Origin of the sequence: Pseudomonas sp. SED1 (genome assembly GCF_034044025.1) — a bacterium.
Classification (GTDB): Bacteria; Pseudomonadota; Gammaproteobacteria; order Pseudomonadales; family Pseudomonadaceae; genus Aquipseudomonas.
Genome location: NZ_JAXCIS010000049.1, coordinates 47127 through 67908, shown reverse-complemented (window position 1 = coordinate 67908; position 20782 = coordinate 47127). Strand labels below are relative to the sequence as shown.

The window sequence follows — 20782 nt, the reverse complement described above, 5'->3', positions numbered from 1 at the left end:
GGGCCAGCCGGCCAATGGCGGGATTCAAGAAGCAGCCCCATCGGGCAGGGCGTTAATCGGAAAAAGCATCGGCGTTCCCTCGCGCTGTGTGATCAGGCGAGGGACTTTGCAGAGGTTCGTAAGAGAAAGAAGTCGGAGCTATCCAATACTACTGATAGGACGTTTCGCCAAACCTGCGACTAACCTGGCGAGCTTCCGTAAGCCAAATCCACTGCAAAAAATAAATCCCACAAAAGCCACATACACAACAAATCCAACTTGACAGCCTCCATTCCCTTGGCGTCTATTGACGTACCCGCTGGATCATTTCGCAGATGTCCCTGGATGCTCAATGAAGACTGATACCTCACTGACTCAAATGCCCAGCGTTCTCCAAGCGGCTGAAAGCATCCGCCAAGGCACACTCACCCCCGTGCAATTGGTCGAGCAAAGCCTTGCATCCATCAAAACCCACAATTCCACATTGAATGCCTTCGGCGATGTCTACACCGAGTCCGCGCTGGAACAAGCCGAGATCCTGACCGCAGAAGCACAAGCCAACCGGTTTCGCGGCCCGCTCCATGGCATCCCCTTCGGCATCAAAGACCTGTTCTCCACCGCCAACCTGCGCACCACCCGCGGTTCGCTCACCGGCCTGGACAACGTTCCCACCCAGGACGCCCCGATCATCCGCCGCCTCAAAGACGCCGGCGCGATCATCCTCGGCAAGACCGCCACCACCGAATTCGGCTGGACCGGCGCCAGCACCTCCCGGGTCTTCGGCAACGGCCGCAACCCGTGGAACCCACAACTCACCAGCGGCGGCTCCAGCTCCGGCTCGGCCATCGCCGTGGCAGCACGCATGGTCCCGGCCACGCTGGGCTCCGATGGCGGCGGTTCGGTGCGTATCCCCGGTGCCTTCTGCGGTGCATTCGCCCTTAAAGGCTCCCTCGGGCGCATCCCCACCTGGCCCTGGTCTGCCACTGAAATGCTTAGCCACGCCGGCCCGATCACCCGCACCGTCCGCGACAGTGCGTTGCTCTTCGATATCCTCTCCGGGCCCGACCCGCTGGACCATCAGGCTTTGCCCGCGCCGACCGAGTCCTACCTGGCGCGCTGCGACCAGCCGCTGGGGCCATTGCGTGTGGCTTATTGCCCAACCCTGTTTGATACGCCCGTGAACCCGGTCATCGCCGCCACCGTCGAAGCCGCGGTGCATTACCTCGCAGATGAGCTGCCGGTCACCGTCACCACCTTGACCCTGGACTGGCAAGACCCGCTGGCCACCTTCGAAACCCTGTGGGTGGGCGGGCGCGGGATCGCCTACGGCAAATCCCTGGCCGATCGCCTCGACCAACTGGACCCAGGCTTCGCCGCACTGATCAAACGCTCCGCCGATTACGATTTGGCGGCCTATCTAAACGCCGTGCAACAGCGCGCACTGTTCGCCAATCAGGTACACGCATTGTTTAACGACTACGACGTGCTGCTGATGCCGACGATGCCGATCCTGCCGTTCGCCGCCGACCGGGTTGCCCCGCAAGGCTGGCCAGGGGAGGAGGGCGCGGTGCCCTGGGCCCGGTGGACGCCGTTTACCTATCCGTTCAATATCACCGGCAACCCCGCCGCCAGCCTGCCCTGTGGCTTTAGCCCGAGCGGTTTGCCGATTGGCTTGCAGGTGATCGGGCGGCGCTTTGCCGACGCCCAGGTGCTGCAATTCTGCGCAGCCGTGGAAGCCATCGCCCCTTGGGATCAGCACCTTCCCCCGATGCTGATGCCCTGATTGATTACACCCGGAGTGGGCTCAAAAGAAGCCCTCCCGTGATAAACGCTTTGTGTTGTCCTGCCCTTTCACACCCTGATGAGTGAGAGGTACCCGTGACCCTGTCCATGGCCGTATTACGCTCTATGCTCCCTGCTGGACCGGCTCGCGCCGCGTCTCGCCGTGGGCCGCGCAATACCGGCCGCCTGAACCTGCCCTGGAATACCTCTTTTATGCTCAACCAGCCACGTCTCGACGAAATAATGCTCCTGCTCACCCAACACCAGCGCGTCAAGGCGTCGGACCTGGCGCAGGCGCTGTTCGTCTCCGAAGAAACCATCCGCCGCGACTTCAAGTACCTGGAAGAAGCCGGCAAGCTGCGGCGTATCCACGGTGGCGCGATCCTGCCGCGGCTCAACGAAGAACAGCCGCTGCAAGTGCGCAGCCGCATCAAGCCCCAGGCCAAGACGCGCATCGCGGTGTGTGCGGCGAAGCTGGTGAGCGAAGGCATGGTGCTGTTTCTCGACACCGGCACCTCGACCCTGGCCCTGGCCCAGCAACTGACCGCCTTCAGCCAGTTGCGCATCATCACCAACTCCCTGGACATCGCCCGCCTGATCACCGAACAAAGCGCCAATCAGGTGCTGGTGGTGCCTGGCGATGTACGCCGCAACGACAACGCGTTGATTGGCGCCCATACCCTGGAATTCGTCCGACAGTTTCACTACGACATTGCCTTCATGGGCATCGGCGCTGTCGACCTGGAGCTGGGGTTCATGGACTACCAGGAACCCGAGGCGCTGCTGCGCCGGGAGCTGACCAAACACAGCCTGCGCAGCGTGATCCTGGCCGACGACGCCAAGTTCGGCCACCGCACCTTTATCAGTACGCTGCCGTTCAGCGCCGTCACGACCCTGGTCACCAATCGTGCGCCGTCCAACGATTTTGCGAGCCGCCTGGAGCAAGCCCATGTCGACATCCTTTACCCCTGAGTTGCTGTCGCCCAGTGAACAGGACCTTGCAACCTTCGAGGCGCTGTTCCGCGACACGTCGGCCATCGGCGCGACCCAGGCCGGAGGGCTGCATCGACTGGCCGCCTCGGCCGAAGACGGCGCCGTGCGCGACGTGTTCGCGGGCTGGCTGACTGAACGAGGCTTTGAAGTGCGCGTGGATGCAGTGGGGAATATGTTCGGGTTGATCACCTTTAATCCAGACGCGCCTTACGTGCTGTGTGGCTCGCATCTGGACAGCCAGCCAAGTGCCGGGCGCTTTGATGGCGTGTATGGCGTGCTGGCCGGCGCGGTCGCGGTGGCCAGCGTGGCCCGGCAGTTGCGCGAACGCGGTGAAGTCCCGGCGTGCAACCTGGCGGTGGTGAACTGGACCAATGAGGAGGGCGCGCGCTTCCAGCCCAGCCTGATCGGCAGTAGCGTGTTCACCGGTGACCTGGCCCTGCAAGATGCCTGGGCCTGCCGCGATGGTGATGGCATCAGCCTCAAGCATGCGCTGCAACAGATTGGTTATCTGGGCGAAGGAAAGGTCGCACTGGACGTCGCCGGTTATGTGGAAATCCACGTCGAACAAGGCGGCGGCCTTGAGCGCGACGGCTTGGCCATCGGTGTAGTCCGCGACACCTGGGCCGCTCTCAAGCAACGGATTCGTTTCATCGGCGAACAGAACCACACGGGCCCAACGCCCATGGCCGCGCGCAAGGATGCCTTGCTGGCCGCCGCCCACGCGATCACCGCTGTGCGGGCCGAGGCCGACTTGCACGGCGTGCAACTGCACAGCTCGGTGGGGCGCCTGGAGATTTACCCCAATTCTCCCAACGTTGTGCCGTCCAGCGTGACGCTGCATGTGGAATACCGTTCGCCAGACACTGAGTTGCTGGCCGCTGCGGGTGAGCGCCTGGATGCGTGCCTCAAGGCCACCGCCAGCGCCACGTCGACGGACTACACCATCGAGAGCCGTGTCCTGCGTGAGACAACGCACCTACACCACGGATTTTCCGAACTGGCCTACAGCGTCGGCCAGCAACTGGGCTTGCCCATTGGCAACAGCGTCACTGTGTCAGGCCACGACGCCATCAGCCTGAGCCGGCACTACCCGGTGTGCCTGCTGTTTATCCCGAGCAGCAATGGCGTGTCCCATAACGAAGCGGAGTTCACCAACGAGCAGGACATGCGCAACGGTTTGCACATGCTGACCGCGTTGCTGCACCGCGCCTGTTCCACCCCCAACGCCTACCGCTGAGGTCCGCCATGTCGAGTCGTTTGCAAGCAAAGTCACGGCTGCTGGGCGCCCTGGAGGCCGCCGGCTTGTCCGCCCATGTGGTGATCGAAGAGGGCACCGCCGGGATTGCCTCGCCGGTGCGCCTGGCCACCGAGTGGACCGGTTATACCGTCACCGCCCCGTGGGGCCAGTGTTACGCCAAGGTCCTGCATGACGACATGCGTGCGCTGATCGACATCGAACGCACCGCCCGCGCCACCCAACTGGCGGCGGATTGCGACGTGACGCCCGGTGTGCGCCTGGTGGATGCCGCGGCCGGGGTGTTGCTGCTGGATGCCTTGCCCGCCAGCGAATGGCGCTGGGCGCGCCTCGACGAATTGATGCCACCCCAGCGCCTGCAAGCGCTGTGGGCCCTGAAGAAACAACTGCAGGCCGGCACCTCGCCGGGTTTTACCCGCTCGCCGTTGCAAGACATCCAGCACCTGCGTGAGTTATGCGTGCGCTACAGCGTGGCCTTGCCCATCGACCACGCCTGGATCAGCACCTGCATTGACCTGGCCTGGACCTCGCTGCAACTGAGCGCCAGCGACTCGGTACCGCTGCACGGCGACGGCGTGGCGAGCAACGTGATGATTGGCCCGGACGGCGCCTTGCAACTGATCGACTTCGACTACGCTGGCTGCGGCGATCCCTGGTACGACGTGGCCATCAGTCTCAACGAACTATATGTCTTCGAAAGCGACTGGCGCGAAGGCATTGTCGCCTGGGCCGGCGAATGCCGCGAAAGCGACTACGCCCGCTGCCGCTTGTACGCCTTGATCAACGATTGGTACTGGACCCTTTGGGGGCTGTGGGTCGGCGCTACTTCGGCGCGGCCGTTGGAGTTCTCCAAGGTCGGGCAGTGGACGCTGTTGCGCTGCCGCCAGGGTTTGCAAGACCCACGGTTCGAAGGTTGGCTACGTCAGGTACAGGAGGGGCAGGCATGAAAGCGTTAGGTGAGGCGTGTACGCCACAGGAGTGTCAGCTGGAAGCGGCGGTGCGCGGGGTTGCCAGTTGGGGCGGCAGCGGCATTCGTTATGAGCCGGTCAGCGGCGGGATCTCCAACACCAACTGGCGGGTGGAAGTGGCCGGGATCGACACCGCGTATTTCTTCAAGGTGCCGGGGGTGGGTACCGAGATGTTTATCGACCGCCGCACGGCCCACGATGCCAGCCTCAAGGCCGCGCAAACCGGTTATGGCGCGCCGGTGTTTGCCTTTCTCGAAGAGTTCGGCGTGGAAGTCTTCGAGTTCATGGAAGGCTGGCGCGCCTCGTCCAACCATGACTTTCTCGACCGCGACGTGCGCCATAACGCGCTGCATGCCCTCAAGGCCTTCAACGACCAGCCCCCGTTGGTGCAGACCAAAACCGTGTTCGACATGATCGCCGAGCACCAGCGCCAAGTGGAGCAACTCAACGGCTGCAAGCCCGCCGACGATGCCTGGCTGCGCCGCCAATGCGATCGCGCCCGGGGCGTGCTGCAAGCCTCGGGCATGGATTTGGCACCCTGCATGAACGACACCCTGGCGGGTAATTTCATGCTCAACGACCGTCGGCAAATTCGCCTGGTGGACTTTGAATACGCCTCCAACAACGACCGGCATTACGAACTGGCGCTGTGGTTCGGCGAGATGTTTTTCACCGATGAAATGGAGCTGGCCCTGATCGAGGACTACTTCGGCCAGGTCACCCCGCAGAACCTCGCACGCATCAAGTTGCACAAAGCCCTGGCCGACATCAAATGGTCGACCTGGGCGATGGTGCAGCACGCGGTGTCGCAGCTGGATTTCGACTTCTACAAATACGGCACCTGGAAGCACATGCGGGCCCGCAGCATCATCAACGATTCGCAATGGGAAACCTGGCTAAGACAGGCTTGAGCCTGCGCCCTACAACAATAATGCATTGAATGAAGTCACTTGGGCGCCGATTGGTGCCTGCGTTTTCACTGCTTGATTTTTGTTTGATCACACAAAAAAACGATCCACAAATTCAAGGAGCACCCGACTCATGAAATCCGATAGCGCGCCACCCGGACGCCTGAAAAGCCAAATTTTCGGCGTGTATTTTTTCCTGTTGCTGATGTTCGCCTTATTCCCGCCGTTCTATTTGAGCGTGAGCGGCAGTACCGCGTTGGTACTGGGCATTCCGTTGCCGATCTTCTACTGGATCGCCATTGCCGTCCTCGCGGGCGTAGGCCTGTGGGCGTTGTACGTCGCCGAGCTGAAAGCCGGCGAAATACCCGAAGAGGGGGATGCGCAATGATCAGCACCACCAGCGATGCCAACCTCTTTATCACCTTCGGCGTCATCGGCCTGTTTCTGGCCGGGATGATTGCCGTGCTGTACGCCACCAACCGCGAGAGCACGAGTTTTTCTGACTACGCCGTAGGCGGGCGCTCCTATGGGCCTTGGTACATCGCCATGTGTTACACCAACTCCTGGTGGCCGGGCTCGACCTTTACCGCGTTTTTCGCCCTGACCATCGGCGGCGCCCTGGGCTTCTACGGCATGGTCTACGCCACCCTTGGCGTGACGGCGATGTACCTGATGGCCCGCCGCGCCTGGACCTGGGGCCAGCGTTTCAACCTGCGCACCCAGCCGGACTTGCTCGGCATGCGTTTCAACAGCCCGGTGGTTAAGCGCGTGGCCTCGATCATCGGCATCATCTCGGTGTTCCCGTGGGTGGTGATGGGCATCCAGGCCTTGGCGATGCTGTTCCAGTTCGCCAGCTTCGGCCGCTGGGGCGTCACCACCTGCCTGATCGCTGGCGTGGTGGTGGTGCTGGTGCGCCAGTACTGGACCGTGAGCATGGGCATGCGCGGGCTGATCATGACCGACATGTTCCAGGGCCTGATCGCCTATGTCGTGTGTGCGGCGCTGTGTGTGTTCCTGCTGTTCGGCGACCAGGCATCGTTCTCCAACCTGTCGCACCTGCCAGCGAAAATGCTGCTGATTCCCGGCGCCAGCGGCACCGGTTATGGCCCGCTGTATATGTTCAGCCTGATCTTCACCGGGGTGATCGGCTCGATGTGCTGGCCCATGAGCTTTCAGCGCATCTACACCGCCAGCGGCGTCAAGTCGGTGAAGAAAGGTACGCTGTACACGATCCTGTTGGTGGGCGGTTTCTACGGGATTCTGATGCTGTTCGCCGCGGCCATCAGCCAGGACCCGAACGTCATCGCGCACCCGCAACAAGGCTGGTTCCTCTCGCTGTTCGACATCGGCGGGCCGTGGATGCTGGCGCTGGCGATCGTCATCGTACTGGCGGCGAGCATCGGCCACGTCGACGGCTGCGTGCAGGTATGCGGCACCCAGTTCGCCAACGACCTGGCCACCTGGAACACTCCCCGTACCGACCGGCAACTGACGCTGCTGGCCAAGTCCGGGATGGTGGTGTTTATCGTTGCCGCCTCGGTGCTGGCGTACCTGACCTTTGACTACGCGCGGCTGCAATTGCTGGCGCAGATTTCCTACCAGGGGATTATCCAATTGGCGGTGCCGCTGTTCTTCGGGATCTTCAGCCGCCGCGGCAACAAGGAAGGCGCGATTGCCGGGATGCTGGCGGGGATTGTGGTGGCGATTGTACTGACGACGCTGTACCCGGACGACATTCCCGGGCTGGGCTCGTTGACCAGCGGGATCGTCGGGTTGGTGGTCAATGCGGGGATTTTTGTGGCGTGTGCATTGGCGATCAAGCCGAGTGAGGAGGAGAGTGCGCGGGTGGAGCAGTTGTTTGAGATGGCGGCGCCGAGACGGCAAGTTACAGCCGATGCGACACCGCTGATGAGCTGAACCTAATTGCCCGATGTGCCCGGGGCCAGTTCCTTATAGATATCCCTGGCGACATCGTTGGCATCCATTCCTAGGCCTTTGCCATATTGCCCGGGACGAATAATGCCCACCTGCATGAACCAGCGGGTGTGCTCGGTGGGAATCCCCAGGACATATAGGTCTTTTTCCGCGCACTCGTGGCGGTCCAGCGGGTGAAATGGCGACTCGCTGACGGCCACGCCTCCAGTGTCATAGGGAGGGCCACCGACATTGACATAGCTGTGCCAGATACCGTCTCGAATCAGCTGGCGAGTGAGCTCGGAGCGATCGTTTGCGATATCGGTCTTGGGAATGCGAGCGTCAATCAGATTATCCACCTTGACGTCTGAGCCGGTGACGCAGGCCGAGGAAAAGACAAACGTGCCGGTGCTCTCGTCGGTAGTGACTTCAGTGCGTGGCCCAATGATATGCAGCAGGCCTTGTTTCAGGAGGGCCAGCAATTGCTGGGACCGGTGGATCGGCGTGCCAGCGCTGAGGAATGACAAGGGGTGGCTGGCATGGGCCACGAAGTCTCTATGGGACCGGGACTCAAGTCCGGTGAAATCGACGGCCAGGCGCTGAATGGCCCGAGTATCTCGAAGTACTTCCATGGCTGCCTTGAGTGGATTGATCACGTTGCCTTGCAAGGCTTCCTCCAGGTCGCGCGCCACCAACGCTGACAAGGCCTGTTCAAAGGCCTGGGGGCTGCCGAACTCGCGGTCGATGAAGGGCCATGCCTTGCGTTCCAGATCCAGAAGCGGTGTTGTCTCTAACGCGAACTGCCGCAAAACGTGCTTGATAAGTCCCAGTGGGTCACTGAAACGGTTGACTGAGCTTGAGACTTGCTCGACGAAGTCCAGGCTCGCGGCATGTCCGTATTGTTGTTCGATAAGGGTCCGAAAGTAGACCAGGTTTACCTCTGCGAGAATCCATGGGTAGATGTCCCGCTTGAAGTCCAGCAGGCCGGAACAACGCAGCCCGAGGACGCGCTCGCTGGTAAATAGAATGGGGGTGTAGGAGAAATTCACGCTGCGCTGCTGGAGGCCGCGTACCGGGATTGGTACTCCGCTGCGTGACCCGGCAACGATCAGCGCGGGTTCCCTGCCCGATGCCAGGTACTGCAGTCGATTACTTGGCAGGGTTGTGAATACACCGCCCCGACCGACTGTCAACATCATCAATACATCGTAAAACGATAAGCCCAGCCCCAACACGCCCACCCTGTCCCCGGCAGCGATAGTGCTCAACGGCATCTGCGCGGCCGGTTGCGCTGGAATATAGGTCAACGCTGGATGCCGGTCCGCAAAGTCCTGCAGTTGCCGTTGATCCGGTCTCGGGATTTGGCTGGCGTGCCCCGTGCACAGCACCACTTTGTTGGCCGGCAGTTGGGCGCCAGTGTCGAGTTGAAGCCGATAAATGCCTTGGTCTTTTTGCAGAGCGTTCACCGTTGACTTAATCGCAATAATCCGCAGGTGAGAGGGCAGCTGTTCCTGCGTCGCCTGGAATACAAATTTAAGGTATTGGCCATAGACCTTGCGTGCCGGGTAGAACACATCACCCACGTGGATACCCGCTGGTTCCAGCACCTGGCTGTAGATCCACTGCTTCATGGATGGCCCATGTCCCGCCCGGGCAGGCCCATCGTCGGGCGCTCCCGAGAACATTGCGATTTCATCGATGGAGTTGTCCATCAGCAAGCAGTCGGGCTGATCCGTTCGCCAGATTTGCCCGCAGCCAACTTCGGTGGCGTCAATTGCATAGATATCGACGGGACGTTTCTCGCCATTGTGCACCAGCAATGCCACCAGTCTTTCAATCACTGTGACACCTCGGGGGCCTGTACCGATCACGGCAATTGCGTAGGGGGTTTCTTCCAGTTCCATGGGAGCGCTCTCCAATCGGGGCATCTACTGTCGTTACTGTGAATCGTGGCGCTGCGTTCTGCGCCTTATCAATACGGTGATCCATACACCTAGGCCAACACAAACCAGCAGCAGCGATATCAACGCGAATAATGCGACTTGCAGCGCCTGTCCATAAGCAACGGGCCCCGAGTCGGTGCCAAGGGCTGAAAAAAACAGGCCGCCCAGTAACGCTACGCCAAAGGCAGAACCAATCTGCAGGGTGGAGATGATCAGCCCCGACACAAGCCCGGCCTGTTCCCGTGTCGCTTCGACGAGAATGACGCGGGTGATGGAGGGCAAGACGATGCCGTGTCCGATCCCGGCAACCAGCAAGGCTGCATATTGTTCAGCGCCAGGCAGAGTGCCTGTTCCAACCTGAATGGCCAGTGCACCAAAGCCGCCGCACATGAGCAGATAACCGATGGGAACGACCCAGTACCCACTGTGCTTGACCAGTATTGGTGTCAGCAGTGGCCCGACAATAAAGCCGCAGGCGAAGGGAATCAGCAGCAGGCCCGCATCCATTGCACTCCAGCCCAGGCCGGCTTGCAGGTAGATGCCAAATGCGAGGAAAAACACCCCGTCGGTGTAGAACAGAAAACCTGCGATCAACCCCAGCACGATCACCGGCTCAGCGAAGACCTTCAAATCGATCAGTGGGTCGCCGCCACGTGCAGCGACCTTTGATTCGACGCGAATGAACGCCCATAGCAAGGGTACGCTGAGCATAAGGGTGATAATCGTCCAGGCGGGCCAGCCTTGTTCGGCTCCTTGGGCGAGTGGGTAGATCACCATCACCAGGACTGCTGTTAGCAGTGATACGCCGACCAAGTCCAGCCTGGCATGCCGACTGGCGCGGCTTTCCGGCACCCAGAAATACGCGGTCAATAGCACGATTGCGCCAACGGGCACATTGACCAGGAAAATCGCGCGCCAGCCTAGGTCAAGCACGTTGAGGTCGATCAGTACGCCACCGCCCATCTGGCCGACGATCGCCGCTACCCCGAAGACGAAGCCGTAGACGGCGGTGATCCGGGTCTGATGTTCAGCGCGAAATACCGCGCGGATCGAGGCCAGTACTTGTGGCGCCATGATTGATGCCGAGAGGCCCTGGAGCACCCTGCCAGCAATCAATGCATCGGGGCTGTGGGCTAGGCCGCACAGCATTGAGGCGCATATAAACGTACCCACCCCGAGCAGGAAAAGCCGTTTGCGACCATAGCGGTCACCCAGCCGTCCTCCGGTAATCAAGCCGACGGCGTATGCGCAAGCATACGCGGACACCACGAGTTGCAACTGGGCGTCGCTGGCGTGCAGGTCGGTCCGTATCGCGGGCAGTGCGAGGTTGACGATGAAGTAATCCAGCGGTGGCAGAAAGGCCCCAAGTAGCAGGGAGAACAGCGCGAACCCGTGGGCTCGCCCCCAATTTGCGCTGAGGTCAGGGCCGGTGCGCGTGCCCGCCATATCGTTCACGCGGGGTCCTGCGCGTTCATTTCATGCCATTCGCGGTCGGTGAAGTCCAGGCAGTCCTGACGCGGTGCGGGGCCGAACGCGGTGGTCCAGCCCTCCGGCCTGGGCAATGTTTTCGGCCAGAGTGAATGCTGATTTAAGCTATTGGTCAGCACGAAAAAGTGTGCGTTTGGGTCGTCAAAAGGGTTATCCATGAGAGTTTTCTCCTGAGTGGGGTGGCGTTTCATGATGAAAACGCTGCAGGTACCGCTGAATCTCACCGGCAATGATTGCTGCGGGACCAAGGCGCAACATCTCTTCATGCCGGCAATCGAGGGTTTTGATCTTTAACGCGCGACCTGTAAAGGCACTCCACTGCAATTGGGCGCGATGTTGGGAGGGCGTCGTATGGGATGAGGAAAAGAATAGGATGTCGATGTCCAGTTGCGTCGGCACATACGTCTTCATCAATGCCTCGTGGTAATGACTTATTTGCGCCTCGCGAGAGGGGGACGCGACGTTGGTGCCGTTGTTTGGCGAAATGGATAATGAGTTCTGCATATCTTTGTTCTGCGGGCTGACGTCGAGAATCGCCAGCAGCCCGACGTGTTCGCCCATGGCTCGCAGTTGCGCAGCGGCGCAATAAGCCACTAGCCCTCCAAAGGACCATCCTAGTAGATGGTAAGGCCCGCTGGGCTGAGCCCGTTGTATATGCTCGATGTAAAACGCAGCGGTCGCCTCGATACTGGGCAGTGCGTGATTAACATCAGCCAGCAGGGGGGACTGTAGGCTGAACAATGACTGCTCTTGCGCAAGATGGGAGGCGAGGCTAGCGAAACTCCAGCCGTGGCCTTCCTTGGGATGAAAGCAGAACAGCGCAGGTGAACGGTTGCCGATGTGCAGTGGCAACAGCACATCGGACAGCTCAGCAGGAGACCGGGGTGAGGTGTTGTCGCTCAAACTGATGGCGACCAATTCAGCGAGGGTCTGAGCCTTGAACACGTCCGCCGGGCAGAGTGAGTAGCCTGCGGCTTTTGCCAGGTGCACCAGTCGCACGGCTCGGATGCTATCGCCACCCATATCGAAGAAGTTGTCGTCCGGGCTCTGAGGGGCAGCGTCGAGCACCTGGGCAAAGAGCGCTGCAAATGTTTGCTCATGTTCGTCCATGGCCCGTGTCGCAGGCTGGGATACCGGGTTTGCCGCGGGCAGGGCGCTCCGATCGATTTTTCCGCTGGGGCCTACAGGCAGGTTCTTCATCATCACAAATACTGCGGGGACCATTTGACGAGGCAGACGTATTTCGAGGAACCGTCGCAGCGCCAGTTCTTGCACATCGCAGGCCCCGTGGCATACCACGTAGGCTACGAGACGCGGTTCGCCCTGGCGGTCGGTATCGAGTATGACGACCGTTTTTGCGATGTCAGGGTGTTCGGCCAAACGTGATTCGATCTCCCCTGTTTCTATTCGGTGCCCCCTTAACTTGACTTGGCCATCGTTGCGCCCGAGGAACACCAGGCGGCCGTCCGCCGCCCATTTCCCCCGGTCCCCGGTGCGATACATCCGGCTACCGGAGGCGCCAAAGGGGTTGGCGATAAAGCGTTGCGCCGTCAGGGCAGGGCGGCGGTGGTAGCCGCGTGCCAAGCCGGTACCCGCGATATAGATTTCCCCTGCCATGCCGGGCGGAACGGGTTGCAGCCAGTTATCCAGCAAATACACCTGGGTGTTATGAATTGGACGGCCCAAGGTGGGGCGCTGGCCGTTTGGCACGGGGCAGACCATTGACCAGACCGTGGTTTCCGTAGGCCCATAGAGGTTGGTCAAGTGCGCGCCGGTGTGTGTCAGGTAGTCGGCCAGATCGGGCGCTAGGGCCTCTCCGCCGCACAGGATGCTCAAGGAGGCGGATGGCGTCCAGGCTGCCTCGCGCAACATCTGCCAGGTGGTGGGGGTTGCTTGCATGACGGTGGCCTGGTGTTGCTCGATGGAGGCCCGCAATTGCTCGGGATCACTGACTACTATGGCCGGAATCAGCACCACGCGGGCACCGTGGAGCAGCGGCAAAAACAGCTCAAGGACGGAAATGTCGAAGGAGACTGGCGTGCAGGCCAGCACCACATCGTCTTGCGTAATGCCAGGCTGGGAAGCCATGGCATCAAGGAAGTTAGCCAGCGCCAGGTGTGTGATCACCACGCCCTTGGGGTTACCCGTCGAGCCTGAGGTGTAAATGACGTAGGCCGGATGCTCGGCGCGTAACGATGGCAGTGGCTCAGGGCTGGGTAGATGAGTCGTTTCGGGGCGAGCTAGCGCCTCGATTGACATCAGCGTCAGGTCCCCGGCGGCTTGGGTCAGCCGTATTGAGGCCGCGGCGTCAGTGATGATCAGCGCGGGTTTGGCATCTTCAATGATGTAGGCGATCCGTTCCGCGGGATAACCTGGGTCGAGTGGCAGGTAGGCAGCTCCGGTTTTGAGTACCCCAACCAAGGCGGGCAGCAAATCACCACCGCGAGCCAATGCAATACCCACCAGCGCTCCAGGCTTGGCCCCGGCTGTACGTAATCGTCGGGCGATGAGGTTGGCCCGGCGGTTCAGTTGGTCATAGGAAAGGACGCCGCTGGCGTAGACGACGGCTACGGCATCCGGGGCCCGCCTCTGCTGTGCCTCAAACAGGTCTATGAGCAGGCCTCCCGGCGTCGGCCAATCGGTGCCATTCCAGTCCAGGACCAGGCTCTGGTGTTCTTCCTGCGTCATTATGGAGGGGGTGTTAATGGTTTGCCGTGGGTCATCGCAGAAGGCTTCGAGCAAGAGAAGGAATCGCTGGCTGAGGCCGCGAATGGTGGCGTGCTCGAAGAGCTCGGTGGCGTACTCGATTGTGCAGGTCATGCCCGCTGCGCCACTATTTGGTGCCAAGTCTTCTTTGAAGTCCACCACCAGGTCGTATCGCGCTGCGCCTGAGGTGACGGGCCGCAAGGTGCTGGTCAATGTCGGCAGGTCCAGGCTTGGCACCCGGGAGTCCTGAAGAGTTAGCAGCACCTGGAACAGGGGATGGTAGGCCATTGAGCGTTCCGGGTTGACGGCTTCGACGACGTGTTCGAATGGCACTTCCTGATGGGTGTACGCAGCCAGGCTGGTTTGCCGTACGCGCTCCACAAGCTCGAGGAAAGCGGGGTCGTCCCGCGTGTCTATACGCATCACCAACGTGTTTACGAAAAAGCCCACACTGTTCGCCAGATTTGCCGCTGCACGACCTGCGACCGCTGTCCCCAGGAGAATGTCTTCACCGGACCCCATTCGGGTCAACAGCGCAGCAAAGGCCGCCTGCAGCAGCATGAACAAGGTGCTGTGATGGGACCTCGCCATATCGATCAGGTGGGCATGCAGCCGAGGGGTGATCTCGAACGACAGCACGTGCCCCTCATGGCTGCGCGCCGCGGGCCGGGGGAAATCAGTCGGCAGGTTCATCAGGGAGGGAGCCCCGGATAGCGCTTGGGTCCAGAAGGCTAGCTGGCGCGCCAGTGGGCTCTCAGGGTCCGATGCGTCTCCCAGGGATTGGCGCTGCCAGATTGCGTAGTCGGCGTATTGCACGGGCAACTGTTCGAGAGGCGCGAGACTTGCGCCTGCCCGTGCTCGATAAAAGTGTGACAACTCATCCAGCAAAGGGTTGATTGACCAGCCATCCACGGCGATGTGATGCACCACCATTAGCAGCACATGGTGCTTCTCGTCCTGGCTATACAAGCGGCATCGAAACGGCAGATCAGTTGCCAGGTGAAAGGGCTGTTCGATCAACTGCTTGATCAGCGCGTCGAGAGCCTGGTGCTCGCACTCAAGGTGAGTAAAATCGATCGAGTAGCTTGCGGCAGCCAAGATCTTTTGCACGGGTTCTCCCGCTTCATCGACGACCAGCAAGGTACGCAGTACTTCATGGCGTTGCAGCAGGTCTGAAAGCGCGTCGCTCAGGGCCTGTGTGTCGACCCGGCCCGTCAAGTCAAAGGCAAGCGGAACGTTGTAAGCCGCATGGGTACCTTCGATCTGGTTCGACAGCCACATGCGATGCTGGGCAAACGATAGTGGTACTTCAGCCTTGCGCGGTTGTGCGATCAGCCTCTCTGTCCGGGCGTCTCCGTACTCCAGGTTCTCGGCCAGTTCGTCAAGTGTGCGCGCCTCGAAGAGAACCCGGATCGGAATCTCGGTTCCAAATTGTTCGCTGAGGGCGTTGGCCAGGCGTGTGGCAGACAGCGAGTCGCCACCCAGGTCAAAGAAGCTATGGGACATGTCCACATGTGACAGGCCCAGTATCTCGGCCACGATCTTCAGCACAGTGGCTTGTTGCGCAGACGTTGCCAACGATGAATGGGTGGCCAGACTGAACACCGGGGGAGGAAGGGCCTTGGCGTTGAGCTTGCCGTTGGCGGTCAGAGGCATCTGCGCGATGCTTGAGATCATGTTGGGTACCATATGCGCCGGCAGTTGCGTGCTGACCCAGGTACGCAGTTCCTTGTTCAGGGCCAGGTGCTGACTGGCGGCATTTGGATTATTGGCCACTCTCTGTATGGCCTGTCGGCTGACAAAAACGTTCACAGGCGCTTTGCCTTGTAGCGCGTGAACCTTGAAAAATACCGTATCGAACCGGCTTTTTTCGTTGCTGTTCCAAGTGCTGATGGCTTGGTATCCCAATTGTTCTGCGAGCACATGCAGCTCTTCCGGTTCAACGCTTTCCTGCACCAACGTGGATACCTCAGCAGACGACGGATCGAGTCGTTGTTCCCATGCCCTGGGTTGGGAAAGCCTGCGATTGGGAATGTCCTGTACACGAAGGAAGGGGAGCTGAGCAGTGTTCAACTTCTGGGCGAGCCTGGCGAAATTGTCGACCTGCGTGACCCATGGGAGGCAAGGGATATGCTCCAACGAGATCGTTGGCGTCCCTGACTTATAAATGATCACATCATATCGGTAGTGCATCAGTTCATTGGCGGTGCGGCTGCGCTTAAGCCGGATATCTACGCCTGCCACGTCTCCCAGTGCACGCTCAAGTTGGGTAAAGAACTCTGGGCGCAACAGCAGTTCGTTTTCTCGGAATATAACGTCTTCTATAAGTGCTTGTGCTCTTTTCGAGAAAAGCGCTTCGCCAGGATACTGTTCCGCCACAATTTGACTTGCGAAGTAGTTCAGCAAGGATAGGTTTCTGATATCTCCAATAAAAATTTTTCCACCCGGTTTGAGCAGGTTCAAACCGCCCACAATAACCTCCTTAAGGTAAGTGTCGCTAGGGAAGTATTGAATGACAGAGTTAATAATTAGTGTGTCAAAAAAATCGCGAGGAAACCCCTGCGTGTCGTGCGCGGGCTGGTGATGAAAGTGTACTTTTTGTTTTAGCTCCGGCTGATCTTGTATTGTCAGCTTCAAGTGACTTATTGTCGTCTCGGATAAGTCGCTTGCGTAGTACGTAGTGCAATGTTGGGCAACTTCCTGGAGCAGTAATCCAGTGCCCACACCTATTTCAAGTACGTGTTCGGGGTGCAGTGCCAAGATGCTTTGAACCGTCAGTTTTTGCCATTCGAACATCTGCGTGAGAGGAATGGGCTTGTGGTCATAGCTGCTGTTCCAACCGGTAAAAGCACTAGTGTCATCCGCCTCGTCAACCTGGCTGTAGGTTTCTTCGTATAACGAACGCCAGGATTGTATGCGCTCTGCTTCACGGGTGCTGTTGTCGACTTCTGCATGGGGCACGATATAGCCGATCAGGCGGACCTCGCCCTGTGCGTCAGGATGCGCTACGACGGCGGCCTGGCTGACCTTTTCATGCTTGAGCAAGCAGGCCTCAATTTCACCCAACTCGATCCTGAATCCGCGAATCTTGACTTGCTGGTCGGCCCGGCCGAGGTATTCCAGCGAGCCGTCGGGCAGGTAGCGGGCCAGGTCACCAGAACGGTACATACGTTCACCGGGCGCCTGGAATGGGCACGCGATGAACCGTGATGACGTTAAGCCGGGCTGATTGAGGTAACCGCTGGCGACACCCGATCCCGCGATATACATTTCTCCTGTCTCTCCCGGTCGGACGGGTTGCAGGGCAGGGTTGAGCAGGTAGACGTTCCAGCCTGGGATAGGCTCACCAATAAAGCTTTTGCTCTCTTCATTCGACACGTCCAGGGTGACATCACGCAACGTGACATGGACGGTGGTTTCCGTAATGCCATACATATTGACCAGCCGTATTGCCGTGCCGTTGCGCTCGCGCCATGCGCGCAATCGGCCGGTCTCAAGGGCTTCGCCACCGAAGATCAGGGCACGCAGGCTCAAGGGGGCAGCGGGCGCCGTTTCACTGGCCTGCGCTTGGTCAAGTTGATAGAACGCTGAGGGTGTTTGGTTCAGTACGGTCACTTTTTGCGCCGCGAGCAACCGGAGAAACGCCTTGGGTGATCGGCTGATCGAGTAGGGTACGATCACTAGCCGAGCACCGGTGAGCAGTGCTCCCCAAATTTCCCAAACCGAAAAATCAAACGAATAAGAGTGAAACAGTGTCCATACGTCGCTGGACTGCCATTGATAGTGCTCGTCAGTTGCCTGCAGTAGCTGCAACACATTGCGGTGGGGAACAATCACCCCTTTGGGGTTGCCGGTAGAGCCGGAGGTATAGATCACATAGGCGGTATGTGGCGGCAATACCCGGTGTGACCCGGAGCTTTGCGCAAGGGGCCTTGCCATTCCGGGTGGGTCGTCGATACAGATAAGATGGCTGTCGGGTGCGATCGCCTTTAAAGTTGCAAGCGTGGAGCGGTCGGTGACGATGCAGGCGGGGTGGGCATCGCTGATCATGTACCCGATCCGTTCTGCGGGGTATTGCGGGTCGAGGGGTAAGTAGGCCGCGCCACTTTTCAGGATGCCAATAATGGCGCTGACCAAGTTCGCCGAACGGGGAAGTGCCAAGCCCACCAGATTGTTTATGCCTATACCTGCGGATGTAAGGCGGTAACCCAGTTCATCGGCACTTATATTGACTTGGCTGTAGGTCAGCGAGCTGTGCTCATGGATCAATGCAATGTTGGAGGGTGCTTCTTCGACACGCCGCTCAAAGAGCTGCGTCAAGGGTGAACTGTGAGGGAGTGTGCAGTTTTCAATATGCTGTTGAACGGTGGAATAGGGCACGTTCTTATCCTCCTTGACGGTATTCTAGATAAACGCTTCAGTTCCTGTATCAGTCAGTCGCTTATCAAATTTTGCATATATATGCTCATGCAAAATATATGAAACCATAAATTGTGGTGGCAGCCGGTTTCTCTCTTTTAGATTTATTGGATTCGATGAGTAATGATCTTTACCCTGGCCCCCAATGCCGTCAAGGTCAAGTGTGGAAGCAGTCAAAAAAAAGAATTTTCCTTCACGAGCGTCGGAACTAACTGAAATCCTTAGAGATAAAGAGAGGGTTTTACTTATCCTAAAAATTAAAAACTACTGAAGGACCTTTGTTGCAGCGCTGTGAACATGGTTTCCAACAAGAGCCATATCCTGAGTTTCACTGGGTCGGTTCCCACCGGTTTAACCGTGTTCCCGATCAGGTCATTGGTTGTGGCGCAGGCGTTTGTATAAGGTATTACGGCTAACCCCCAGCTCCCGAGACAGAAGGGAGATATTCCCACCCACCGCCTTCAGCCGCTCATTCAAGTCCAGACTGTCATCCACTGCATCACACACCGGCACCACCCCATTCAAATCCACAAAAAAATCATCCGGCAAATGTTCCACTCGAATCGGCTGCTCTTCCGCCATGGCCAGCGCCACCTGCAACACGCTGCTCACCTGGCGCAGATTCCCCGGCCACGGATGCTGTTCAAACAAGGCCAGCACCTCATCACTCAAGCCCGCCCACTGGGTCGGTTCGCGATGCTGTTGCCACAGCTGCTTGAACAACGCCTGTTTATCAGTGCGCTCCCGTAGCGGCGGCAATTCCAGGGTCAGGCCGCCGATGCGGTAATACAGGTCTTCGCGAAAGCGCCCGAGCTGTACCTGCTCCCGCAGCGAGCGGTTGGTGGCGGAGATGATCCGCAAATCCACCGGGTACAACTCGCTGCTGCCTACGGGCTGCACACACCGTTCCTGCAACACCCGCAACAGCCTCGCCTGGGTCGGCAGCGGCATGTCGCCGATCTCGTCGAGGAACAGCGTGCCTTTGTCTGCCTTGCGGATCAGCCCGATGCTGCCTTTCTGGTTGGCGCCGGTGAACGCGCCTTTTTCGTAGCCGAACAGTTCCGACTCCACCAGTTCGGCAGGGATCGCTGCGCAGTTGACGGCGATAAACGCTTGTTGGCTGCGAGAACTGGCCTGGTGCAGGGCTTTGACGAACACTTCCTTGCCGACGCCGGTTTCACCGTGGATCAGCAGCGGGATGTCTTTTTCCAGCAGGCGCTCGGCCTGACGTACCGCCTTTTCCACCCGGGCGTCGCCAAAGTGCAGGGTCTTGAGGCTGATGGCCGTGGGGGCGGGTTCGCTGGTTTTTTTGGTTTCGACAAACACACGGGCCTGGACCGGCGCCTGCCTGGGTCGTTTCAACAGGCATTGGAAGCGGTTGCGCCCGGCGGCTTGCAGCGAGAAGGGCAGGCCTTCGGGCTGGTTGAGCAGTTCCAGCAGCGAGACCTTGAACAGGCTGTCGATCAGCACCCGCGACAGGCTGATGCCCAGCAGGTTATCGGCCCGGCGGTTGGCTGACAGTACCTGGCCACTTTCATCAAAGATCAGCAAGCCCGCCCATTGGCTATCAAGGTTGTTCAAGCCGGTATTGAACGTCAGCTGGAAATGCTCACCGCGAAACAGGTTGAGGATCAGCCGGTTCTCTACGGTCTGGCTCATCATCTTGACCATGCCGAGGGTATGGGAGGGCGGCAGGTAGCTGTCGCTGGAGACATCCAGCACCGCGATGATTTCCCGCTGCGCATCGAAGATCGGCGCCGCCGAGCCGGTCATGAAGCGGTTGGCCTTGAGGAAGTGTTCGTCGTGTTCGATATGCACCGCCTGGGCACAGGCCAGGGCGGTGCCGATGGCATTGGTGCCGCTGGAGCGCTCCATCCAGCTGGCGCCGGCGCTGAAGCCACGGGCCAGCGTGGGTTCGATAAAGCGTTGGGTGCCCCAGGAGGTCAACACCTGGCCCTGATTGTCGGCGAGCATGATCAGGCAGTTGGAGTTGCTGAGGATATTCTCGTAGTAGGGCAGCACTTCCTGGTGGGTGGTTTGCACGAGGGAATGCTGGCTTTCCAGCAACTGGCTGACGCCTTCTGCGGGCAGTTGGTCGAAGCTTGGCGTGCTCTGATGATCCAGGCCATAAGCCCGGCAGCGGCGCCAGGAGTCCTGGATGATGGCATCGTGCGCCAGCGGTGTGCTCATGGCGGTGACCCTGTCTTATTGTTGTTATTGGGCTCTATCTCTATCTATGTAGGAGCGAGCTTGCTCGCGAAAAACTTCAGGGCGCCGCGTTCATGCTGGATGAGCGCGTTATCGTTGACGTTCTTCGCGAGCAAGCTCGCTCCTACACAAAGTGTTGTTCAGAACTGTTCATTGTCAACCCGCCGATTGTTCAGTTGTTCAGCCTGACCTGTTCATTTCTGTTCAGAGGCGAATCGG

The 20782-nt window shown here is 59.5% G+C and carries 12 protein-coding genes; 7 read left to right on the top strand and 5 right to left on the bottom strand.

Translation table 11 applies throughout. From position 1 onward, the window contains the following. Positions 1–331 precede the first annotated feature (331 nt). The 7 genes from SNL23_RS06630 (at position 332) to SNL23_RS06600 (ending at position 7802) form a co-directional block, all read left to right on the top strand. Positions 332–1762, top strand: coding sequence for an amidase (locus SNL23_RS06630; protein ID WP_318301877.1), 1431 nt, complete (start codon positions 332–334; stop codon positions 1760–1762). A gap of 212 nt (positions 1763–1974) precedes the next feature. Further along, entirely contained in the window at positions 1975–2733 is a 759-nt protein-coding gene (locus SNL23_RS06625; RefSeq protein WP_318301876.1) for a DeoR/GlpR family DNA-binding transcription regulator, read from the top strand. Beyond that, positions 2711–3991 (top strand): Zn-dependent hydrolase, encoded by a 1281-nt coding sequence (locus tag SNL23_RS06620; RefSeq protein WP_318301875.1) that lies wholly within the window; start codon positions 2711–2713, stop codon positions 3989–3991. Before SNL23_RS06625 ends, SNL23_RS06620 begins: the two co-directional genes overlap by 23 nt. An 8-nt stretch (positions 3992–3999) precedes the next feature. Then, positions 4000–4956 carry an aminoglycoside phosphotransferase family protein gene (locus SNL23_RS06615; RefSeq protein ID WP_318301874.1) on the top strand — a complete coding sequence of 319 codons (957 nt, stop codon included), beginning with the start codon at positions 4000–4002 and terminating at the stop codon, positions 4954–4956. Beyond that, a complete protein-coding gene (locus tag SNL23_RS06610) occupies positions 4953–5888 on the top strand; it encodes a choline kinase family protein (RefSeq protein WP_177026401.1) in 936 nt (311 codons plus the stop codon). Before SNL23_RS06615 ends, SNL23_RS06610 begins: the two co-directional genes overlap by 4 nt. 130 nt (positions 5889–6018) lie before the next feature. Beyond that, positions 6019–6273 carry a hypothetical protein gene (locus SNL23_RS06605; protein WP_076014898.1) on the top strand — a complete coding sequence of 85 codons (255 nt, stop codon included), beginning with the start codon at positions 6019–6021 and terminating at the stop codon, positions 6271–6273. Continuing rightward, the gene (locus SNL23_RS06600; RefSeq protein ID WP_167664807.1) at positions 6270–7802 is read left to right on the top strand and encodes a sodium:solute symporter family protein; all 1533 of its coding nucleotides are present in this window, start codon (positions 6270–6272) and stop codon (positions 7800–7802) included. The genes SNL23_RS06605 and SNL23_RS06600 overlap by 4 nt, the downstream gene beginning before the upstream one ends. Positions 7803–7804: 2 nt before the next feature. Here SNL23_RS06600 and SNL23_RS06595 read toward each other — a convergent pair whose 3' ends face one another. From SNL23_RS06595 to SNL23_RS06575, 5 genes are all read right to left on the bottom strand, one after another. Then, on the bottom strand, positions 7805–9703 hold the full coding sequence (locus SNL23_RS06595) for an FAD/NAD(P)-binding protein (protein ID WP_167664806.1): 1899 nt from the start codon (positions 9701–9703) through the stop codon (positions 7805–7807). A gap of 33 nt (positions 9704–9736) precedes the next feature. Then, positions 9737–11188, bottom strand: a complete 1452-nt coding sequence (locus tag SNL23_RS06590; protein WP_318301880.1) for an MFS transporter — start codon at positions 11186–11188, stop codon at positions 9737–9739. A gap of 5 nt (positions 11189–11193) precedes the next feature. Further along, on the bottom strand, positions 11194–11388 hold the full coding sequence (locus SNL23_RS06585; RefSeq protein WP_076014895.1) for an MbtH family protein: 195 nt from the start codon (positions 11386–11388) through the stop codon (positions 11194–11196). Then, on the bottom strand, positions 11381–18316 hold the full coding sequence (locus SNL23_RS06580; protein ID WP_318301873.1) for a non-ribosomal peptide synthetase: 6936 nt from the start codon (positions 18314–18316) through the stop codon (positions 11381–11383). Before SNL23_RS06580 ends, SNL23_RS06585 begins: the two co-directional genes overlap by 8 nt. A 411-nt stretch (positions 18317–18727) precedes the next feature. After that, on the bottom strand, positions 18728–20545 hold the full coding sequence (locus SNL23_RS06575; protein ID WP_318301872.1) for a sigma-54-dependent Fis family transcriptional regulator: 1818 nt from the start codon (positions 20543–20545) through the stop codon (positions 18728–18730). Positions 20546–20782: the final 237 nt, after the last annotated feature.